We start from the raw sequence: 19,125 nt of genomic DNA, 5'->3' as shown, positions 1-19,125 counted from the left end.
TTGTTTAAAACAAAATCACAGGATCAGAAATGATGAACGTTTCAAAAAAATGCAATGGAATCACCCGAAGGAATTGCCTGCAACTGGGCCTGGGTGCCATGACCGGTCTGGGCATGGTCGATCTGTTACGATTGCGCGCTGAAGCGAAAGGTACCGCATCGCCCAATCCGAAAGCGACTGCTAAAAGTGTGATCCTGATCTGGATGGATGGCGGGCCATCGCACTATGAAACCTTCGACCCCAAACCTGAAGCACCGGTCGAAATTCGTGGCGAATTCAACCCGATCTCGACTAACGTACCCGGCGTGCAGTTTTCACAACATATGACGCGACTGGCTTCGATCTTTGACAAATATTCGGTCATCCGTTCCATTCGTCATAACCAGGGCAACCATGGTGCCGGCAACCATTACATGATGACCGGTGCCCCGCCACGGATTCCGGTGGGCTGTGGTGCGTTCGTCAGCTTCCATCCCAGCATGGGCTCGGTTGTCGCACATCAGAAACCAACGACCAACAATCTGCCGGCTTACTTTTCGATGCCACGCATGTCGCGTTCCGGCGGACCGAACTTCCTGGGAGCCAAGTATGCACCCTTTGTCATGTCCGACAATCCCAACTCATCTAACTTCCGCGTACGTGACCTGGCTCTCCCCAGCGGCTTGAGCGACGCACGCTATCAGACCCGACGTGATTTAAGGGCGCAGGTCGATCAGCTGAAACGCATCAAGGATAAAGTCGCCGGCGATCCAGTGATGAACCTGGATGAATACTACGAGCAAGGCTACAGTCTGGTGGCGTCAACGGAAGCGCAAAAAGCATTTGAAATCGACCGCGAGTCGGACGAGCTGCGAGACAAGTATGGCCGCAATTCATTCGGACAACGTGCTCTACTCGCCCGTCGTCTGACGGAAGCCGGTGTGCCCTTCATCACATTATATGAAGGAGGCTGGGACAATCACGGCAGCCTGTTCAAAACGTTTAATGGCAGAATGCCCGCATTTGAGAATACCATTGCGACGCTGATCGAAGACTTGGACGAGCGCGGCCTGTTAGATACGACGATGGTGCTCGCACTGGGTGAATTCGGGCGAACTCCGAAAATCAATCCGGGCGGTGGTCGCGATCACTGGTCGAATGCGATGTCTGTCTTGATGGCCGGCGGTGGAACTCCCGGCGGTTTGGCTCTGGGAGCAACCGACAAAGCCGGTTACTCTGCGGTCGAACGTGTGCTCTCCCCTGAAAACTTTGTCTCGACCATTTACACCAAAATGGGTATCGACCCCGACAAAGTCCTGTATACGCCGGAAGGTCGTCCTTCGCACCTTGTCAGCGATCCAACACCAATTCCGGAACTGTTTGCTTAGACTGACTACACTCCGACTGAGAATGATTTTGCCGATGTTTTCCACCGCTCAGATTCTGCCCGCTGTTCTCGCATTCTCAGTTGCCTTCAGTCTCTCTGTATCATCCAGTGCGGCACCGCCCAGCGTGAAGTATCTCAGTCCTGCGGGGGGACAAGTCGGCCAGAAGGTAGACGTCAGTGTCGACAAGACTCTGGGAACTCAGCCGGTTTCGGTCTGGACGTCGGCTCCCGGCTTGAAAGTCGAGATCCCTGCGAAACCCGCCAAAGGCAAAGAGAAGCAGTTTTCGATACAAATCGATCCCAGTGCCAAACCCGGTCTCTACTGGCTGCGATTTCATAACGCTGAAGGCGCCTCGGGAATTCGTCCGTTCCTGGTCGGCACACTGGCCGAACAGGCTGAAGCCGAGCCCAACGAAAAACTATCAGAGGCCCAGAAGGTCGAGTTGCCCAGTGCAACCATTAATGGTGTGCTTGCCAAAAGTGGTGATGTCGACACCTATCAGGTTTCCCTCAAAAAAGGTCAGACCCTGATTGCTTCACAGACCGCCAACGAACAATTGGGTTCGCCCATGGATCCGGTGTTGCAGATACTCAATCACCGCGGCACCGTGCTCTCGCAGATCGATGATACACTCTGGTACGATCCACGGATTGTATTCACCGCTCCCGCTGACGGTACCTATTACATTCGCACGTTCGCCTTTCCTGCCGACCCCAACAGCACGATTCGCTTTGCCGGCGCTGCGTCTTACATTTATCGACTCACCCTGACGACGGGACCGTTTATCGATCACAGTCTGCCGCTGGCCTGGCATCCCTCTACAGCCAAACCGGTCGCACTGGACGGCTGGAATCTGCCCGAGAATCTGAAAACGTTAATGCCGTCTGTGATGGAATCAAACGAAAGTGCCCTGCTCAGTGCTCCACAATTGGGGAATGTTTTGACGATTCCCATGAGTACCACCCCGGTCGTGTTGGAGACGAAAGCAACACAGGAAGAGGCAGGACAACAGTTGACGCTGCCAACGACCGTTACTGGTAAGATCGCAGAGCCGGAAGAGATTGACGTCTATCGTTTCACCGCGAAAAAGGGCGAGAAACTTTCGTTCAAAGTCGATTCCCATATGTTGGGTTATCCGTTGGATACCCACATGAAACTCTTCGACGCGAAAGGAAAACTGCTGAAAGAGATCGACGACCCGAAACGCAATGATTTCGACGCGCGCCTGGATTATACGATTCCCGCCGATGGCGAATATCGACTGCAAATGACTGACCGTTTCCAGCATGGCGGCTTTCGCTATGTGTATCTGCTGTCGATTCTGCCAACGGAAGCTGATTTCTCCCTGCAGGCAGCCAATGAGCAATACACGCTGACTGCCGGCGACAAGCCATTGGAGATCGACGTCACGATCGACAGACAGAGCCCCCGCTTCAACGACGACATCGAAGTCAGCATCGCCGGTCTTCCGGAAGGGGTGACCTGCGAGCCCGTAGTTTCCAAAGTGAAAGACAAAGGAGGCAAGTCGGTCAAACTGAAGCTGGAAGCCAAGAAAGGCTTCGTCTTTCAAGGTCCGTTAGTCATTCAGGGAACCAGCGTGAAAGACAAATCAAAACAGCATACCGCAACGGCCGTCATTAAAGGCATCAGTCCCAAACGCAACACCGCAAGACCCAAACCCGATCTCGAACTCCCCTACCTGTGGCTGACGATCAAGAAGAAGTAAGGTAGACGTATCAGCTCTTTGGAACAAAAAAAGTTGAGCCCGTGAAAAATCGGGCCCAACTGAAATTCATTCTTAACTGAAAGTATAATCTGTATGACTTTCAGCAACCTGTGGGGGTTTGCCGCCCGTTTTTATAACAATGGGGCCCCCTGTTCCACTGGTAGGTTTCTTGGCAGTAAATGAAATTGAAATCTCAGTCCAGTTTGTGCTGCCTGTTGCCAGTGTCTGGTCCGTACCAGCAATAGAGATACTGCCAGGAGTTTTTCCCAGATTTATGCCGTTCAACGTGTAAGCGCTTCCATCTTTTAATTCTGTGACAGGTCCTGTTGCATCCTGTACGGACAGGATTAGAGGGGTGTTGGAAATATATGCCTGAAGCTCATTGACCAGCAACTGGTATTCTGAATCATCGGCAATGGATGCCAGGTCGCCTGCGTATTTGCGAATCCAATTCGGTACAACGAATAAAAAAGTATCTTTATGCAGCTGTAAGTCAAATGACCCTTTCTGGACTTTTACACAAGGCGAAACATCAACCACGGTTTTCACCTGATCTTCGTCAAGATAGAAATACAATACATTGACTAGAGGCATTCCAAATAGATACTCACACACGAAAAGCAGGTTGCCAATCTTGTGATGTTTCGAAGTACGGCTGTAGGAAACTGAGGCCTGCTTCCCCATAGCATTTAAGGATGCCATTAAGGCTGCAGCGCCTACTCCGTCAGTCAACACAACGCCGAGGACAGCTTCAATAAATTCGATATTAAATGTGGCTGAGATTGTATCTTTATGAAAATGCAAATCTTCTTTGTGAACATTAACGAATAGTCCAGAGCGGTTTACTAATGCATCCAGAGCCTCATAATCATAGATTGAATAATAATCAGAAAATTTGTAAGGTGGCGTGGCACCAGGTTTTGGTAAACTGGTAATGGCTTTTGTCATGGCTGCGAAAAACACCGCCACCTCTTCAAATAACTCCTGCGCAGACGGGTTGATTTGGGAAGTCACAGGCTCTGTTGAAGATAACATCACATTTCCAGTCTCATTGAAAACATAATATTTTTCTGCCGGTTGATTATATTTTGCCGCATTGCTGGAAGGAGATTTCAACGTCCTCGCAGGCCATTTTTTGGCGGGCGGCGTGGGTGGTGGAGTGCCTCCTGCTTTTAAAGCGAGAGAAACGGCATTTCCGCCGCTTACAACGTGAGCTGTCAGTTCCACATTGTGGTCAAGTCCGTCAGGTGAAGGGAATGAGTGTGTGATACTAACAGCTCTCGTATAACCATAAATGGTCAACCCGATCAATTCTCCGCGGCGTTCCAGCTCAACACAGAGTGCAGCAGCAAAGCTGGTCATGGAATCCGCGCAGACTTCCATGAGAATTGGTCCTGTATAGCCTGCCGGTAAATTGGCAATGAGCAGGTCAGCTAGCTGTGAAACATTCCAGGACCAACTCGCCGGTCCATTTAGATTCGCATCGCCAACTTCTGAATCATTACCGTGTCCAGTAATACAGAGTACCTCTCCTACGCGTATCTGGCGAAGTAATGCGCGCATCGCGACAGTCGCTGCCGGGTTACCCCCCTGGTTCAGTATTTCAACTGTCCCCCATGCAGCACTATTGGAACGTGGATCGTTTACCCAATCAATTACAGCCTGGTCCTGAGTCAATACAATCAACATGTTGCACCTCACAAAATCAACTAAAATGGGAAAGGTTAAGTGTGATCACTGGATTGAATAAGGATGATCACTTTGAAATGTAGAGGGTATTGACGATAGTGGTCGAAAGATTAATAGTCAACAAAAATACCTGCGTGATAATAAATTTAGTATTTTATTGTTCAATAGGTGATTTGTGACAGTCTGAGGACGAGCGAGAATACCGGATTGTATCTGGTACCACCCTGTGACTGTGTGTTGTGTGCAAACGATTCACTTACCTGATTCTGCGCTCTGTTTTACATTGCCGCGCACCTGTAAATGAACGACCGTTTGTTCGGGATTGTCTGTATACAGTTCAATTTCCGTTTTGAACTGACCGGCTGCCGTTGCTTTGAATAACACAGAAAAACTGCCGCTCTGACCACTAGGAATGGTAATCGGTAGCCCTTCGGTGGAAGCACATCCGTAAAGCGTGCAGGGGACCATCGCTCCGATGAATTGGATCGGTTGGCCGGTCGGATTATGGATAGTCACTTTCTGCTTTGATGTCTCGTGCGCGGGGATGTTTTTGAATTCACATTGTGGAGCCACAATCTGCGGCGCGCCAAAGAGAGAGGTGGTGAAGAAAATTACTGCCACAATGAAAACACCACCAAAGTAGACAGAGAGGGCAACCTTCAGTTTGCTGGATGGTATTTTCATGATTGAACCTTCTGGCGTTGTGCTGTACGAGTACGTTTTATGACAATACCCATCAGAAGCAGGAACAGCAGGATGCCATTACCGATCAAGAACCACTGGATCGGTGTTTGTATGGAAGATGGGGAGGCCGTCAATGGTGTGTCTGGTAGTCCGTAATGTGATAACAGAAACACAGAATCGTCCACAGTTCCGAGGGAGAAGTCCGTTAGATTCGCGGTATGATTTTCACTGATCGGCTGCATGTCGGCATGGTAGTGTATCACCTTGAGTTTGCATTTCTCGGGAAACGGAATCGTTCCTTTCTGTATCGAACGAAAGGTGTTCTTGCCGGTATAAATTGAGTGATTCGTGGGCGAGTAATCACAGCGGTAATGATATTCCAGCAAGGCCCAGTTCAGCTCAGGGGCAAATACAACATGTCCACTGGAAATAGACCAGGGGTCGTTGGTCAGTTGAAAGTCCAGCGCGACCAGGTCACCTGACTCTTGCGTATTTGCAGGAACGCTTTCCAGCTTCACAACGGTGAATGACGGTTTCTCTAGAATCGCTTCAAAGGGATTGTGGTACATGAAACTGCCGGCACACAGATAAACATCGACATCATCGCCCAGAATCAGTCGCATGCGTTCAACGCGGTCTGGAGTGCGGGTGATATAATTTACCTGATATGGATTCGTCTGTCTGGTTTTATGGAGGTCAAAGGCGTAGTGCGGCGTGGCACATGCGACTTGATTTGTATCTGTCCCGCCACGCGGAGTCTCTTCCCCATAATCCTGTACGGCAACGGCCGCGCCGTCTTTCATCAACAGATGTGCGGAATAGTCATACCTTTTTTTGCGGGACAGATCATTGGGGTCATCGAACTGGAATTGGCACTCCGCCCGGCATTCGATGTTCTGGTAAGCGGCTTTGAAATTTTTTACCGCGCTCGCGTACTCCGTGCGGAATTCACGCTCTGAGATCGAGTTCTGTGATTGATGATCTAATTCGTTCTCGCTCGCTGATACTGGCATAGCACCATTGATGACGATCAATCCTATTACCACGAAATGCTTTCGTAACGACATCCCCGAACGCTCCCGAGAAAAAAATATGGCCTTCCACCCGGTGGATAGAAACCAGATCGGGCATTCATTGTCTATCTGTTTGCATGAAAATTCATATTCGAGGAATGTTTCAGACCGAGGAACGAGATAAGATGATTCATCACTTCTCCGAGCGCAGCGAGCAGGATGCTAACAGCGAAACCGTGCGAAATATTTCTAAGGTGACAGTATTAAAGTGAGCGGAATGGCGCTAGCCACCGTTTTTGATACAGGAACCCTAACACAAAAACGGCGGCTAGCGCCGTACCGCTCAGAAGTTGCCCTGACATGAAAAAGGGTTCCTGTTTGAACCAGCACTACTTCAGCGCTTTGATCATTTCCTGCGCTTTACTTTCAAAAATCGCCTGCCATTCAGGGGCCAGCATGCAGTCGCTGTCTTCCTGGGCGCCGCCCACGTTTTTGAGTTGCTCTGCCGTGGGGGCGTAGTAGTTGTAGCCGTTGGTGTAGCCAGCGACGAACGTGTTTTCGAATGGCGATTTCTTCTTGATGTTCAGGCCGATGTTGACCGTCAGTTCTGCAGGGAACGTGATCATGCGGAAATCGCCGACTTTGATGCCAAATACTTCGACGTCGAGCGTTTTGCCCGCCGCCTGGTTGCGGGTCTGATGTTTGTTGAGCAGTCTGAGATTGGCATTGTTGCGCGTCATCTGCTCCATCTTGTAGACGTTGTTAATGTAGCGTTCCATGTTGGCCCGGTTCTCCTCGTCGAGTTTTTTGAGGTCGTCACGTCCCAGTTTTTCATCGAGCAGATAACGGTGCGAGTAATACGATGGGTATTTCTCATAGAGTTTGTACTTCACAATCAACGGCAAGAATGTTTTCAGGTTCAGGCTCGTTCCCTGTAGCGCTTTGACCAGCTGCTCCTGCTCTTTTTCCAAAGCGGCGATGCGGGTTGCATTATTGGAACGGGGGAGCGTCAGCGTTTCGTTCATCACCTTTAAGGAACCTGCGTCGGTGCATTTAATATTTTTGATCGCTTTCAGCGTGCTGAGCCCGAGCAGGTTGCCCAGCGTCTCGGCGTCGCGGGGATTGTTGACGTCTTTATACTGCACCGGGTTAATATCGCCGCCACAGCCTTGTACAAACACGGCGATGGCACCGTCGCTTAGATTGTCTTCAATGACCTGTGAAGCGAAACCGCTCACGTCGGCGGTGCTGCCTTTGCTGGGAGCCCCTTGAATCGGATGCATGGCGAAGTTGTAGACGACGGCGAGTGTCTCGCCATTCTCTTTTTCCAGTTTCAGAATGCCGATCTCGGGATCTATCGGACCGATTTTGGCGACTGCTTCATCGGGGGGGAGTGCATAAGCATGGCGGACGTCGGCTTCTTTGCCATTCTTTAGAAACAGACGACGATTTTCCTGCACGCGGTCTTCGTGTCCGACGCCCACTCCGACTTTCACAGGGACCAGGTTTTTGGCCGCGGCTTTGATCGCCTGAATCGTCCGCTGTTCGACGTCCTTGCAGACAGTTCCGTGGCAGTGGCTGGCGTTGATCATGATGTTTTTGGGTTTGATGTTCAGCATTTTTTCAATCTGCGAACGAACGTTGCTCAGGTACTCGTTGGTGATGGAACCGATTTCACCGATGGCCACCGCATCAACGCCTACGATGACACCCGTCTGTTGGCCGTCCGTAATCACCAGCGCTTTCACGTACAGCGGATCATTCACTGGTACATTGCGATTGGAAATATCCACCTTCGCGGCACCGGCACGAAGTTCTCCTGCGGAAACAGCTGCCGGCATCAGTCCGCCGGTCGTTGCCAGCAACAATAGAACCAGGGCAGGTTTAATAAAAAACTGTGTGAGGCGGGAGCCGTCGGTGTGATGTGGTAAATTATTCATGGCGTGTGGGTCTCTATGGATCTGGTTTCAGTGGCGCGGGGAATGTTTGAGTCTAATCAGCGTTCTTGAATCGACGCGTGACCCTTTCAGTTTAACTGAGCGGCTGCTGTTCTTTCACCCATTGATTCCGTAAAAACGGCGAAAAAATCAAACTCGCACAATTGTTAACTGCAGCAAAGCGTGCGTTGAATACCGAGATTATTCAGCGGACGTCGGTGCGAATATTTGTTGTGAGAATTGCGCGTAAGCCGTGGTGAGTGTGCCTCGCGCCTCGTAGATTAAACCGTTATGGCTGCCCTGCTCGATCGAGACCATCTGTTTGGGGATGCCGGTCGTGGAGGCCGGGGAGGCAGCGTCGAACAGTTTTTTCCCCAGTGAATGAGGAACGATCTGGTCTTTCGTGCCATGAATGACGAGCACCGGACAGACCACATTGGAAATCACAGACTGGCTCGGATACTGATCCCAGAGCAACCAGGAAACGGGCACCCAGGGATAATGAAACGAGGCGGCATCGGCCATCGAGCTGAATGTGGAACGCAGCATCAGCCCCGCGGGGGGCGTCTTCTGTTGGCAGAGTTCGCTGGCGAGTAACGTTGCGACGCCGCCTCCCAGCGATTCTCCCATCAGAATAATTCGGGATGGATCGACCTTGCGATCGCGGACGGCGTACTTCCAGAAAGCGCGGGCGTCGTTGAGTAAACCGGCCTGACTGGGGCTCCCCGGATTTTCCGCATAGCCGCGATAGTCGAAGGCAAACACATGCAGATTGAGACTGGCCAACAGACGACAAGTCTCGACGCGGTGCAGACGGTTTCCGCCATTACCGTGGAGCAGGATCACGACCGGACGTCCTTTCGCCAGTTCCGCGTCACAGCCTGCTCGATCATGACAGGCGACTTGCCCTGCCAGAAAATGCCAGCCTTTCAGATCGAGACCGTCTTCCGTTTTGGTGGAAATCTCATGTATCACACCGAAGGGGGAATTGGTCAGATCGACGGATAAAGAGGTGACCCGCGTGGGTTGATAGATGAGCCAGCGTTGTGCAAGCATCAACAGAATCAGCAGGAGTACATAAAATGCGGACACCCGCCAGAGATAATAAACGAGCATTTGTTTCCCGGTTTGTGGTTTATCAAACATCCCGCGTGGTAAGGGGACCAGCCACGGCAGCCAACGTTTCCAAGCTGATTGTGATTTCGTATTCATGAGTCATCGAGCTGATCGGGAATTGATAAGAAGTGAATGTGTCCTTTAATTCTAACCGTTCATTTTACAAATACCAGAGGGGAAATCTCTGGGACTCCTTTTATAGAATACGCCTTATGAGTTTTCATCGTTCCCCTGGGTCGTTTGAACCGTTACAATCGAAGCGTTAGATGACACCTGCTCTTAAGTGATAGAGGATCAATATGTTATATCACCACCCGAACTTAAAATGGTCGCACGCACGGCTTGGGTTATTGACTCTATTTTGCGTGACTCTGTCACTTTGCGGCCGGCTGCAGGCAGAAGACACGCCGCAGTTTTATGATCCGGTCGAACAGAAAATCGAGGGCTGGACGGTAGACGTCGATCCGCAGCTCCTCGCGCCCGAGCATGCCGAAGCGGGCAAAAGTGCATTGGCGGCTCTGGCGAATCATCTGCAACGGGTCAAGTACATTGTGCCGAAAGAACGTGTCGCACAGTTACAGGAGGTGCGGATCTGGATTGATTTGAAACACGCGAAACTGGACCGGATGCAGTATCACCCCAGCAAAGGCTGGTTGGTGGCCAACGGTCACGATCCCCGTCTGGCGAAGCACGTACACATCCCGGTCGCCGGACAACTCATGGCCCGCAACATGTGGGCGCAGCATCCGTATGTTGTGCTGCACGAACTGGCACACGCCTTTCACGATCAGGTGTTAAGTTTCGATCAGGCCGATATTGTCGCGACATTCAATGAAGCGAAAGAGAAAGGCATCTACGAGAGTGTGCTGGTGCATACCGGCAAAAAAGTACGGCACTACGGCTTAAACAATCACAAAGAATATTTTGCTGAATCAACCGAAGCCTACTTCGGCGTCAACGATTTCTACCCCTTCGTCCGCGCCGAACTGCAAACGCACGATCCAAAGATGTTCGAATTACTGGTGAAAATCTGGGGGCCGGTTCCGTAGTAGCATAAGAAAAGGAAAACTGATGAAAGAAACTCTGATTCTCCTGCCCGGCCTGGGAAGTACCGAGGTCAACTGGCAGCATCAGGTGCAGCATTTGGAAGATCAGCTGAATGTTCATGTGACTGTTATGGATCAGGCCCTGAGCCGGTCCGAATTGGTGAATGCATTTTTGGAGCAAGCACCCGAACAGTTTTATCTGGCGGGACACTCGTATGGAGGCTGGTTGGCGCAGGTGATTGCGGCGACAGCTCCCGAACGCGTCTCGAAATTAATGCTGCTCAATACGCTCTCCCGAAACAATCCTGAACATATCGGGCTCCTCGAAATTTTTAAGGCCAATATCAAAAAGAACCTGCTCAGCGAATCACTGGATGCCAATTTGCAAAACATCATCTTTCGGGACCGAATGGAGGACCAGGAACTGGTTGAGCCACTACAAAAGATGCTCAAAGGGTTTTCCTCTGACAGTTATCTGAATCAAGTGCAGGCGATGATTGATGATTATCCAACCGAGGCTCTGTTATCAAAAATTTCCTGTCCGACACTGGTGGTGGATGGCCGACAGGATGACCTGTTTCCACCCGGCGAACTTCCCTTTATCGCTGAACAGATTCCAAAAGCCAGGCTCACTGTTATTGAGGAGTGCGGCCATATGTCTCCTATGGAACGTCCCCATGCCGTGACCGCGCTAATGCGGCTCTGGTTTGCATCATAAGTGCAAAACGAATAACGATTTTTCTCAAAACAACCACTGTTGCCCCTTGCCGGTCGTCGGCGGTTTGAACTGTGCATAGTCTAACGGCGGCAGTGGTTGGTCCAACCTGTGTTTCAGCTGCACATAAAGCTCTGTGATGGAGACACTCACATTAATCAATGATCGCTCCGCAATTGGTGCCAGCAGATAATGGACGACGAACACGTTTCTGATTCGGTTCGGGTTGAGGCATTGGTTATTCTCCGAATTGAGCCGATCCCTTAAAATATAGGATAAGAGGGATGGGGTTGCCATGTGTCAGACAGTTTGGGTAAAGACTCCTGGAGTCGGGCATAACCGGCATCAGTAATGTTTGTACTATCCCACATTAAATTTGTCAGGTTCTTGAGTTCCCGTAGATGGCTCAGACCAGCGTCGCTGATCTTTGTATATCGAATATCCAAATCATACAGATTTTTCAGTTTTCCCAAATGAACCAGCCCCTGATCACTGATTTGAGTATCTGCAAGAGTGAGAAGCAGCAGATTCTGGTGTCCGATCAAATGAACCAGCCCTGCATCACTCACTTGGGTCCCAAAGAGATCGAGGCTCTCCAGTTTCGGGAGTCCTTTTAAATAAACCAGTCCACGATCACTTACGTGAGTTATATCCAGAGAAAGGACCTTCAGATTCACAAGCCCTTTCAAGTGGGCCAGACCAGCATCACTGACCGCTGTTTCACTTAAGTTAAGAGTTGTCAGTTCTGTCAGGTTTTTCAGATGACTCAGGCCGGTATTTCCAATCTCAGATTCCAAAAGGTAAAGTGTCTTAAGCTTCTTCAGATTTCTCAGGTGAAACAGACCGGCATCGCTGATGGATGTTCGTTCGAGTACAAGTTCTTCCAAGTTATGGAGTCCTTGGATATGTGACAAACCTGCATTCGTGATCAGGGAATTACTGAGATCCAGGATTTTCAGACTTTTCAATTGACCAATGCTGGCGAGATCTGCTTCGGTAAGCTCATCGTCATCCCCATATTGAATACAATTTACCTTTATCACATTAAGGAAAGCAGCACGAATTTCATCTCCTGCGCTGTACTGAATCCAGGTCTGCCAGGAATATGGCATCTTGCTCATCAACCAACCCGGTTCAGTCGTTAGCATAAAAGACTTACTTGATTCCAGTTGTTGAATCGCCCGACCATTCTGTACTCCAGATACGCTAAACACTATCAGGCAGATCAGGATCGCTACTCCAAGCAAGCGCCAGACCCAGCGGAATCGACTGGGTGGTTTTTGGATCGACTCTGGCTGTTCCATTTTCTCGCTCCCTATAAACTGGTGTCTCTGTCGTTTCGCAATTTTGACCCGACAGAGATATACGTCTGCATTTACAATCAGGGGCATACTCCCGTTCCAGCACAGCCAGAACCAGGCATCAAAAAAACGTTATTTCATCAGTCAGGTCGGGTAAATATTTCTGAAGTCGAGCAAAGCCGGCTGGTGTGATTTGTGTTCCATTTCTGTTAATCGTACTCAATTTCTTAAGGCTTTGCAGAGGGAGTAATCCGGCGTCGCTCGTGCGCGTATTCTCGATTTCAAGTACGATCAAATTGCTCAATCCCTGCAAGTGGTTCAGTCCGGAATCAGTAATGCTTGTGTTGTTGAGACTCAGTACCGTCAGATTCACCAAATTTTTCAGTTGAGCCAGCCCGGTATCACTCACACTCATATTGTTCAAAAAAAGATCTTCGAGCTGGGTGTGAAACTGTAAATGAATTAATCCTTCATCACTCACCCGGGTTTCGCTCAGATCCAGACTCTGGAGACTGGCGAGGTCTTTTAAGTGAATCAGACCGGCATCGCTGACCGCAGTTTCGGAAAAATCAATGTCCGTCAACTGAACGAGTTCTTTCAGATGGCTCAAACCGGTATCCCCCACCCGGGTACCGGCGAGATGTAGCCAGCCTAACTTCTTCAACCTTTTCAGATACTTCAAGCCATGATTAGTAACTTGCGTGCCGGAAAGATCTAGTAGATATAAATGGGACAGGCCTTGTAGATGAGACAGTCCCGCGTCACTGACCTGGGTGTCGGTAAGCATCAATGCTTGCAGTTTTGTCAGGTCTTTCAAATGAACGAGCCCGGCATCGCTCACCTGTGTAGAGGAAAGTTCCAGTATTTCCAGGTTTGCGAGACCTTTCAGATGAAATAATTCGGCATCTGTCACTCGGTTATTACTGAGGTCGAGTTCTCTCAGATGTTTGAACTCTCCAATGCTGGCGAAGTTGATTTTACTGATGTCGGTGACAGCAGAGAGGTCACCATTTTCCACGTAGAAAGGGACAGACTGTATGCGGATTGCGGTCACGACCTGCAAGGGAAGCAGTCTTTCTTTCCCCAGCTTGTCCGTAAGCCAGCGCTGCCAGGACCAGGGCAAAACATCCAGCAACATACCAGGCTCAGTTGACACAGAGATTGAATGATTCGCCTGCAATTGTTGAATCGCCTGCGCGTGCTGCGCCGCTGAAACAATAAACAGAACCAGGCCCAGCAAAATCATGCCCAGGATCGACCGCCACAGCCAGTGAAAACGGCTCACGCGTTTCTGATTCAGTTCGGGTTGAGTCATAAGTTACGCTCCAGCAGGAAACAGTCAGCGAAAAATTCCAATTCAGTTTCGGCCAGCTATTCAGATAATCCCGGTAGCGACTCGCGGAGCTGATCAATACCTGCTTCCGTGATCTGTGTTCCATCATACTGCAAGTATTGTAGCTTTGAGAGACCTTTCAGGTGCTTCAATCCGGCATCAGTGACCTGTGTGTTCTCAATATTAAGCCATTCGAGTTGTGAAAGTCCCTGCAGATGCACCAGACCGGCATCAGTAATCTGAGTGTTATCGAGATAGAGTTGCCCCAAACCCTTCAGACCTGGTAAATGTACCAAGCCAGCATCACCGACCTGAGTATCATCTAAATTGAGCCAGAAAAGATTTTTCATCTCTTTCAGATGAATCAGACCGTTATTTGAAATCGGGGTCTTCTCCAAAAAGAGCGTAATGATATTTGTTAATCCTCGCAGGTGGAATAGGCCGGTATCCGTGATTTTTGTGTCTGTGAGATCGAGATATCCCAGTTTCGTAAGTTCCTGCAAGTGAACCAGACCCGCATCACTCACTTGAGTATTAGCGAGTCCCAGGAATTCCAATGAATCAACTTGTTTGAGCTGTGCCAAACCTTTGTCGCTGATCCCGGTTCCTACCAGATAGAGTCTCTCCAGTTGCTTCAATTTTTGAAGGTAGATCAATCCCGCATCTGTGGTCGCCGTTTCAGATAGATTAATCTCCTCCAGATTCGCAAGTCCCTGGAGATGAACCAGTCCGGCGTCACTGATTCTTGTTTCAGCAAGATCGAGTACCTCCAGATCTTTAAATGCAGACAACAGATCAAGATTGTTATCAGTAATTCTGCTGGAATTCGCATTGATTTCTGTCACAATTTCAAAGGGACGAAGCCGTTGATACCCCACCGTTTCTGACAGATGGTAACGCCACCTCAATGGGAGCAGTTTCAGAAGCATACCCGGACTGGTTCTGTATTGTATCGATTCATCAATCGCTTCCAGCTTCTGCAAAGCTCGGTCGTTCATGAATACCAAAGTCGAATACACAACCAGCCACAGAACCACTGTCAACCCGCCTCCCCGCCACACCCAGCGGAATCGACTCACACGCTTTTGATTTGGTTCCGGTTGTGCCATGTTTCATACCTCGGCTCTGAAAAACGAACTCCCTCAAAACAACCACTGCTGTCCCTTGCCGGTCGTTGGCGGTTTGAACTGCGTGAAGTCCAGTGGCGGCAGCGGTTGGCCTAACCCGTGTTTGCGGGTGAAGACTTTGAACAGACTGCGGATCTGTTCGGCGATCTCACCGGTGCCGCGGATGCGGGTGCCGAATTCTGAACTGTTGAGCTTCCCCTCCCGCGTCTGTCGAATGCGGCTCAGCACACGTTCCTTGCGTGTGGGCTGTGTTCGTTCCAGCCACTCGAGGAAGACCGGCTCCACTGTCAACGGCAGACGCAATAGAATATAACTCGCCGACAGTGCGCCGGCCTCTTTTGCTGCCTGCAGGATTTCGGGGATTTCATGATCGTTCAACCCGGCGATGATCGGCGAGACCATCACCTTCGTTGGCACTCCTGCAGCCGCTAGTTCGCGAATCGCCCGCAGTCGGGCCGCTGGAATGCTGGTCCGTGGTTCCATCTCGCGAGCGAGTTGTGTATCGAGCGTGGTGATCGAGACACTCACATGGATCAGATCGCGCTGCGCCATTGATGCCAGCAGATCCAGATCGCGGACCACCAGTGCATTTTTTGTGACGATTCCCACCGGCTGATTGGCCTCGGATGCGACCGCCAGACATTGCCGCGTTAACTGGAATTCGCGCTCGGCCGGTTGGTAGCAATCGGTGATTCCGGAGAACGCGATTAATTCCGGCTTCCAGTCACCCTGGCTCAGAAAGTCCCGCAATAATCTGGGTGCTTCGTGCTTGACCATGATTTTCGTTTCAAAGTCGAGCCCCGCGTTGAACCCCAGATATTCATGAAAGGGCCGGGCGTAACAATAACTGCAGCCATGCGCGCAGCCTCGATACGGATTGACGCTATAGCGAAAATTAAGGTCGGGCGAATCGTTTTCAGTCACGATTGACTTCGCCTGATCGTCGATGTATTTAATTCGTCGCGGCTGAGAGAGATATTCGTCATCCCACTCCAGCTGCTCCAGATCCGGTTCGGAGTATGTCGTTTCAAACCGGTTCGGCGGATTTAAATGAGAACCGTGCCGCATGTCTTATTTGATCTATCTAATCGTACAATCAGGTAATGACGACTGAAGTTGAGTTATCGCAGCTTCAGTCACTGTTGGTTTTGGCACTTCAACCAAACTCAATTTTTTAAGCGCTTTCAGGTGAACCAGGCCTGCATCTGTCACTCGTGTACCAAAAAACTTGAGTACCTCCAACTTTTCAAGATTCTTCAGATGAGACAGCCCAACATTATCGACCTGCGTAAAGGTCAGATCGAGCCAGTCTAGGCTTGTCAGCCCTTTCAGATGAATCAAGCCACTTCCTTCAATCCGGTTTTTATCCAGGGAAAGCCACTTCAGCTTTGTCAGATCTTTCAAATGGATCAAGCCAGCATCACTGACCTGGGTATTCGTCAAGAAAAGTGATTGCAAATTCCTCAGGTCTTTTAAATGAACTAATCCGTTGTCATTTAACTGAGTCTTATCCAATTCAAGTCTACGAAGATTTACGAGTCCCGCCAGATACTTCAACCCTTTGTCCTTAACATGGGTTTCAGTCAGATCAAGTGATTCTAATTTTGTCAGATTACGGAAATGAATCAACCCGGCATCGCTGATCTGGGTTCTCTCTAACCAGAGAACCTTCAAACTGCTTAATCCTGACAGATGAACCAGTCCGGTGTCAGATATATTGGTGTGTGTGAGGAGTAGTGTGTTGAGTTTGGTCAATCCTTTCAGATGTGCCAGTCCCGCATCAGTTACCTGGGCACCCTCGAGAGAGAGCTCTTCTAAATTGACGAGCCTTTTCAAGTGAACCAATCCAGCATCATTCATTGCAGTCGGGCTCAGATTGAGGGACTTCAAATTCCTGAGTTCCTTCAAATGAATTAAACCGGCATCTGTGATTTGAGGGCTGTCTAATGTGAGATTTTCCAGATTTCTAAGTGGTTTCAAATGGACTAATCCTGCATTTGTAATCTCAGGCCCCCAGATACTGAGTGCTTCTAAATGAACCAGTCCTGTAAGGTGTTTCAATTGCCTGTCGTTCAATGGAGTACACCAAAGATGGAGTTCTCTCAGATCCTTCAATTCACTCAAAAGGGGAATCTCTTTGTCGCTGAAAGTACCATTCAGGCAATCGACCTCGGTTACGATTTCAAACGGTTTGAGGCGATCTTCCCCGAGGGTGTTATAAAGCCAGGCTTGCCAGTCAACGGGTAGTGAGTTCAGTAACATGCCGGGTTCGGTTGTAATATTGAGAGTTTCGACAGAAGACAGCTTTTCAATCGTACGTCCATTTTGCACAACGGATACGACAAACATCACCAGGCATACGAGAAGCACGATGAATCCCGCGCGCCAAAACCACCGACCAATGTGCCAGCGAGCTTTCTCGATTTGATTCATGATCTGTCCCTGGATATTTTGCGAAGTCAAATTCCTTCAATAGACTGACATTAATGTGAATCTGTAGTGTACCACAAATCTGTTCATCAAAAGCAATTGCAAAGATACAAATTCTTAGAGATCTGCTTCTAGCTCAGAATAAGCGCAGCAGGCACGTAAAGATTCAGGAAAACCTTGAAAAGTGCTTGAGGATTCCTGATCTGCTCTCAACGAGCTGTTAACCCGAGATGTGAGTGATCACTGATTCGCTAAAAAGCAAAGTCATTCTTCACGAATCCCGTCTCCTTCGAGCGTTCGTTCCAGCAGCATATCGTAGACCGGTTTGCTGCCCAGTGACTGGGCGACGACACTGGCGGTCATGCAGGTGATGATCATGGCCGGTAGCAGGTTGAAGCTGGCAGTCATCTCGGCGACCAGCACGATGCCCGTCAGCGGGGCGCGGACGGTTGCGGCGAACAGAGCGCCCATCGCGGCAATCGCACAACTGCCGGGATAGATGTGCGCGTGCGGTGCCAATTCTTGCGCGATATTTCCGAAAATGGTTCCAATCAAAGCGCCCAGCGCCAGCATGGGAGCAAAGATACCCCCGGGAACGCCCATCGAATAACTTAAGAACGTCAAAATCGCCCGTACGATCAGCAGTGCCAGTAGAAATCCGAGCACGGGAGATTTGTCGAAAATTTCCTTCACCAGGGCTTCACCGCCACCCACGTATTCGGGGGCAACCACCATCAGCGCGCCGGCAACGGCGCCGACCGAACAGGCAATGATTTGCATCGTCCGAGGGTTCAGTCTGTCAGAAATCCGCAGGCACTTGAGTAGCACCGTGTTGAAGCCGGCTCCTAATGCGCCGATCAACGCACCGAGCAGGAGATGAAAGGGGAGCGAAGTCAGCAGGTTTTCCGGCGGGGGAAACTTGGGTAGCCAGGTCTGCAGCTGAACCGGTAACTGCGGCAGTGTGCCAAACACCTGATCGTTGACCGTGTTCGCAGTAATGCTGGCCAGGATCACCGCGTGCAGGGAAACGAAGTTATATTTAAACCGCCGCCGCATCTCTTCGATCATAAACAGGATCGCACCCAGGGGCGCACTGAAGGCCACACTCAACCCGGCGGTTGCACCCGCGGCCAGGAGCGTATTCATCGTCTCTTCGTTTGAGTTCGCTTTTTCGCCGACGATCTGACCGACGCAGCCGCCCAGGTGAATTGTTGGTCCTTCGCGTCCGAGAACCAGCCCTGCTCCCATCGACAGCACACCACCGAAAAATTTAATGGGAAGCAATTGTCGCCAGCGCAGCGGCCTTAAGCCTGACATGATGCCTTCGATTTCCTGAATACCGCTTCCTGCTGCTTCCGGGGCATAGCGACGGACGAGGAACGCAGAGATTCCCACCATCAGGGCACCAAGCACTGCTGCGATGCTGACTGCCAGTGTCTTGTGATCGGAGAATTGTTTTGCGATCACATTAAAGATTTCTGATGTCGTCTGCACGGTATAATGAAAGGCCGACCCTAACGTGCCTACTCCCAGGCCAATGATGAGTGCCAGCAGGTAAACCCGCATTGCCGCTTTGAGTTCCAGTCTCCGTTTCAACTCTGTTTCATGCATGTCCGTATCCATGTTCCTTTAAAGGTGTCT

16 protein-coding genes are annotated in these 19,125 nt (G+C 50.1%); 4 read left to right on the top strand and 12 right to left on the bottom strand.

Going from position 1 to position 19,125, the window contains the following annotated elements; all coding sequences use genetic code 11:
- The first annotated feature begins 29 nt into the window (after nucleotides 1-29).
- The gene (locus tag Pan241w_RS28780; protein ID WP_198000222.1) at nucleotides 30-1,367 is read left to right on the top strand and encodes a DUF1501 domain-containing protein; all 1,338 of its coding nucleotides are present in this window, start codon (nucleotides 30-32) and stop codon (nucleotides 1,365-1,367) included.
- A gap of 34 nt (nucleotides 1,368-1,401) precedes the next feature.
- A complete protein-coding gene (locus Pan241w_RS28775) occupies nucleotides 1,402-3,093 on the top strand; it encodes a PPC domain-containing protein (protein WP_198000221.1) in 1,692 nt (563 codons plus the stop codon).
- A gap of 72 nt (nucleotides 3,094-3,165) precedes the next feature.
- Here the strand turns inward: Pan241w_RS28775 and Pan241w_RS28770 are convergent, their stop codons facing one another.
- The 5 genes from Pan241w_RS28770 to Pan241w_RS28750 all read right to left on the bottom strand — a co-directional run bounded on the left by Pan241w_RS28770 (nucleotide 3,166) and on the right by Pan241w_RS28750 (nucleotide 9,628).
- Entirely contained in the window at nucleotides 3,166-4,782 is a 1,617-nt protein-coding gene (locus Pan241w_RS28770) for a hypothetical protein (protein ID WP_145222938.1), read from the bottom strand.
- Between the two features lie 252 nt (nucleotides 4,783-5,034).
- Nucleotides 5,035-5,466, bottom strand: a complete 432-nt coding sequence (locus Pan241w_RS28765; protein WP_145222936.1) for a DUF1573 domain-containing protein — start codon at nucleotides 5,464-5,466, stop codon at nucleotides 5,035-5,037.
- The gene (locus Pan241w_RS28760; RefSeq protein WP_145222934.1) at nucleotides 5,463-6,533 is read right to left on the bottom strand and encodes a hypothetical protein; all 1,071 of its coding nucleotides are present in this window, start codon (nucleotides 6,531-6,533) and stop codon (nucleotides 5,463-5,465) included. The genes Pan241w_RS28765 and Pan241w_RS28760 overlap by 4 nt, the downstream gene beginning before the upstream one ends.
- 335 nt (nucleotides 6,534-6,868) lie before the next feature.
- Nucleotides 6,869-8,419, bottom strand: coding sequence for a hypothetical protein (locus Pan241w_RS28755; RefSeq protein ID WP_145222932.1), 1,551 nt, complete (start codon nucleotides 8,417-8,419; stop codon nucleotides 6,869-6,871).
- 198 nt (nucleotides 8,420-8,617) lie between these two features.
- Nucleotides 8,618-9,628, bottom strand: coding sequence for an alpha/beta hydrolase (locus Pan241w_RS28750; RefSeq protein WP_145222930.1), 1,011 nt, complete (start codon nucleotides 9,626-9,628; stop codon nucleotides 8,618-8,620).
- A 203-nt stretch (nucleotides 9,629-9,831) separates the two neighbouring features.
- Between Pan241w_RS28750 and Pan241w_RS28745 the strand changes: the two genes are divergently transcribed.
- Both Pan241w_RS28745 and Pan241w_RS28740 read left to right on the top strand, forming a co-directional pair.
- Nucleotides 9,832-10,581, top strand: a complete 750-nt coding sequence (locus tag Pan241w_RS28745) for an anthrax toxin lethal factor-related metalloendopeptidase (RefSeq protein WP_145222928.1) — start codon at nucleotides 9,832-9,834, stop codon at nucleotides 10,579-10,581.
- A 22-nt stretch (nucleotides 10,582-10,603) separates the two neighbouring features.
- The gene (locus Pan241w_RS28740) at nucleotides 10,604-11,296 is read left to right on the top strand and encodes an alpha/beta fold hydrolase (RefSeq protein ID WP_145222926.1); all 693 of its coding nucleotides are present in this window, start codon (nucleotides 10,604-10,606) and stop codon (nucleotides 11,294-11,296) included.
- Nucleotides 11,297-11,320: 24 nt separating this feature from the next.
- Here Pan241w_RS28740 and Pan241w_RS29565 read toward each other — a convergent pair whose 3' ends face one another.
- The 7 genes from Pan241w_RS29565 to clcA all read right to left on the bottom strand — a co-directional run bounded on the left by Pan241w_RS29565 (nucleotide 11,321) and on the right by clcA (nucleotide 19,095).
- Nucleotides 11,321-11,500: a hypothetical protein gene (locus Pan241w_RS29565; protein ID WP_198000220.1), complete on the bottom strand. Its 180-nt coding sequence runs from the start codon at nucleotides 11,498-11,500 to the stop codon at nucleotides 11,321-11,323.
- Nucleotides 11,501-11,556: 56 nt separating this feature from the next.
- The gene (locus Pan241w_RS28735) at nucleotides 11,557-12,597 is read right to left on the bottom strand and encodes a leucine-rich repeat domain-containing protein (RefSeq protein WP_198000219.1); all 1,041 of its coding nucleotides are present in this window, start codon (nucleotides 12,595-12,597) and stop codon (nucleotides 11,557-11,559) included.
- Nucleotides 12,598-12,715: 118 nt separating this feature from the next.
- Nucleotides 12,716-13,909 carry a leucine-rich repeat domain-containing protein gene (locus tag Pan241w_RS28730; protein ID WP_145222921.1) on the bottom strand — a complete coding sequence of 398 codons (1,194 nt, stop codon included), beginning with the start codon at nucleotides 13,907-13,909 and terminating at the stop codon, nucleotides 12,716-12,718.
- A gap of 56 nt (nucleotides 13,910-13,965) precedes the next feature.
- Complete coding sequence (locus Pan241w_RS28725; RefSeq protein ID WP_145222919.1) at nucleotides 13,966-15,036, bottom strand: leucine-rich repeat domain-containing protein; 1,071 nt, start codon at nucleotides 15,034-15,036, stop codon at nucleotides 13,966-13,968.
- A gap of 33 nt (nucleotides 15,037-15,069) precedes the next feature.
- On the bottom strand, nucleotides 15,070-16,122 hold the full coding sequence (locus Pan241w_RS28720; RefSeq protein ID WP_145222917.1) for a PA0069 family radical SAM protein: 1,053 nt from the start codon (nucleotides 16,120-16,122) through the stop codon (nucleotides 15,070-15,072).
- 12 nt (nucleotides 16,123-16,134) lie between these two features.
- Nucleotides 16,135-17,178, bottom strand: a complete 1,044-nt coding sequence (locus Pan241w_RS28715) for a leucine-rich repeat domain-containing protein (RefSeq protein ID WP_198000218.1) — start codon at nucleotides 17,176-17,178, stop codon at nucleotides 16,135-16,137.
- A 570-nt stretch (nucleotides 17,179-17,748) separates the two neighbouring features.
- Nucleotides 17,749-19,095 (bottom strand): H(+)/Cl(-) exchange transporter ClcA, encoded by a 1,347-nt coding sequence (gene clcA, locus Pan241w_RS28710; protein ID WP_198000217.1) that lies wholly within the window; start codon nucleotides 19,093-19,095, stop codon nucleotides 17,749-17,751.
- Nucleotides 19,096-19,125 lie beyond the last annotated feature (30 nt).

The organism is Gimesia alba (assembly GCF_007744675.1).
In the GTDB taxonomy this organism is placed as follows: Bacteria; Planctomycetota; Planctomycetia; order Planctomycetales; family Planctomycetaceae; genus Gimesia; species Gimesia alba.
The sequence above is the reverse complement of the archived record's forward strand: the minus strand, read 5'-3'. Positions and strand labels throughout refer to the sequence as shown.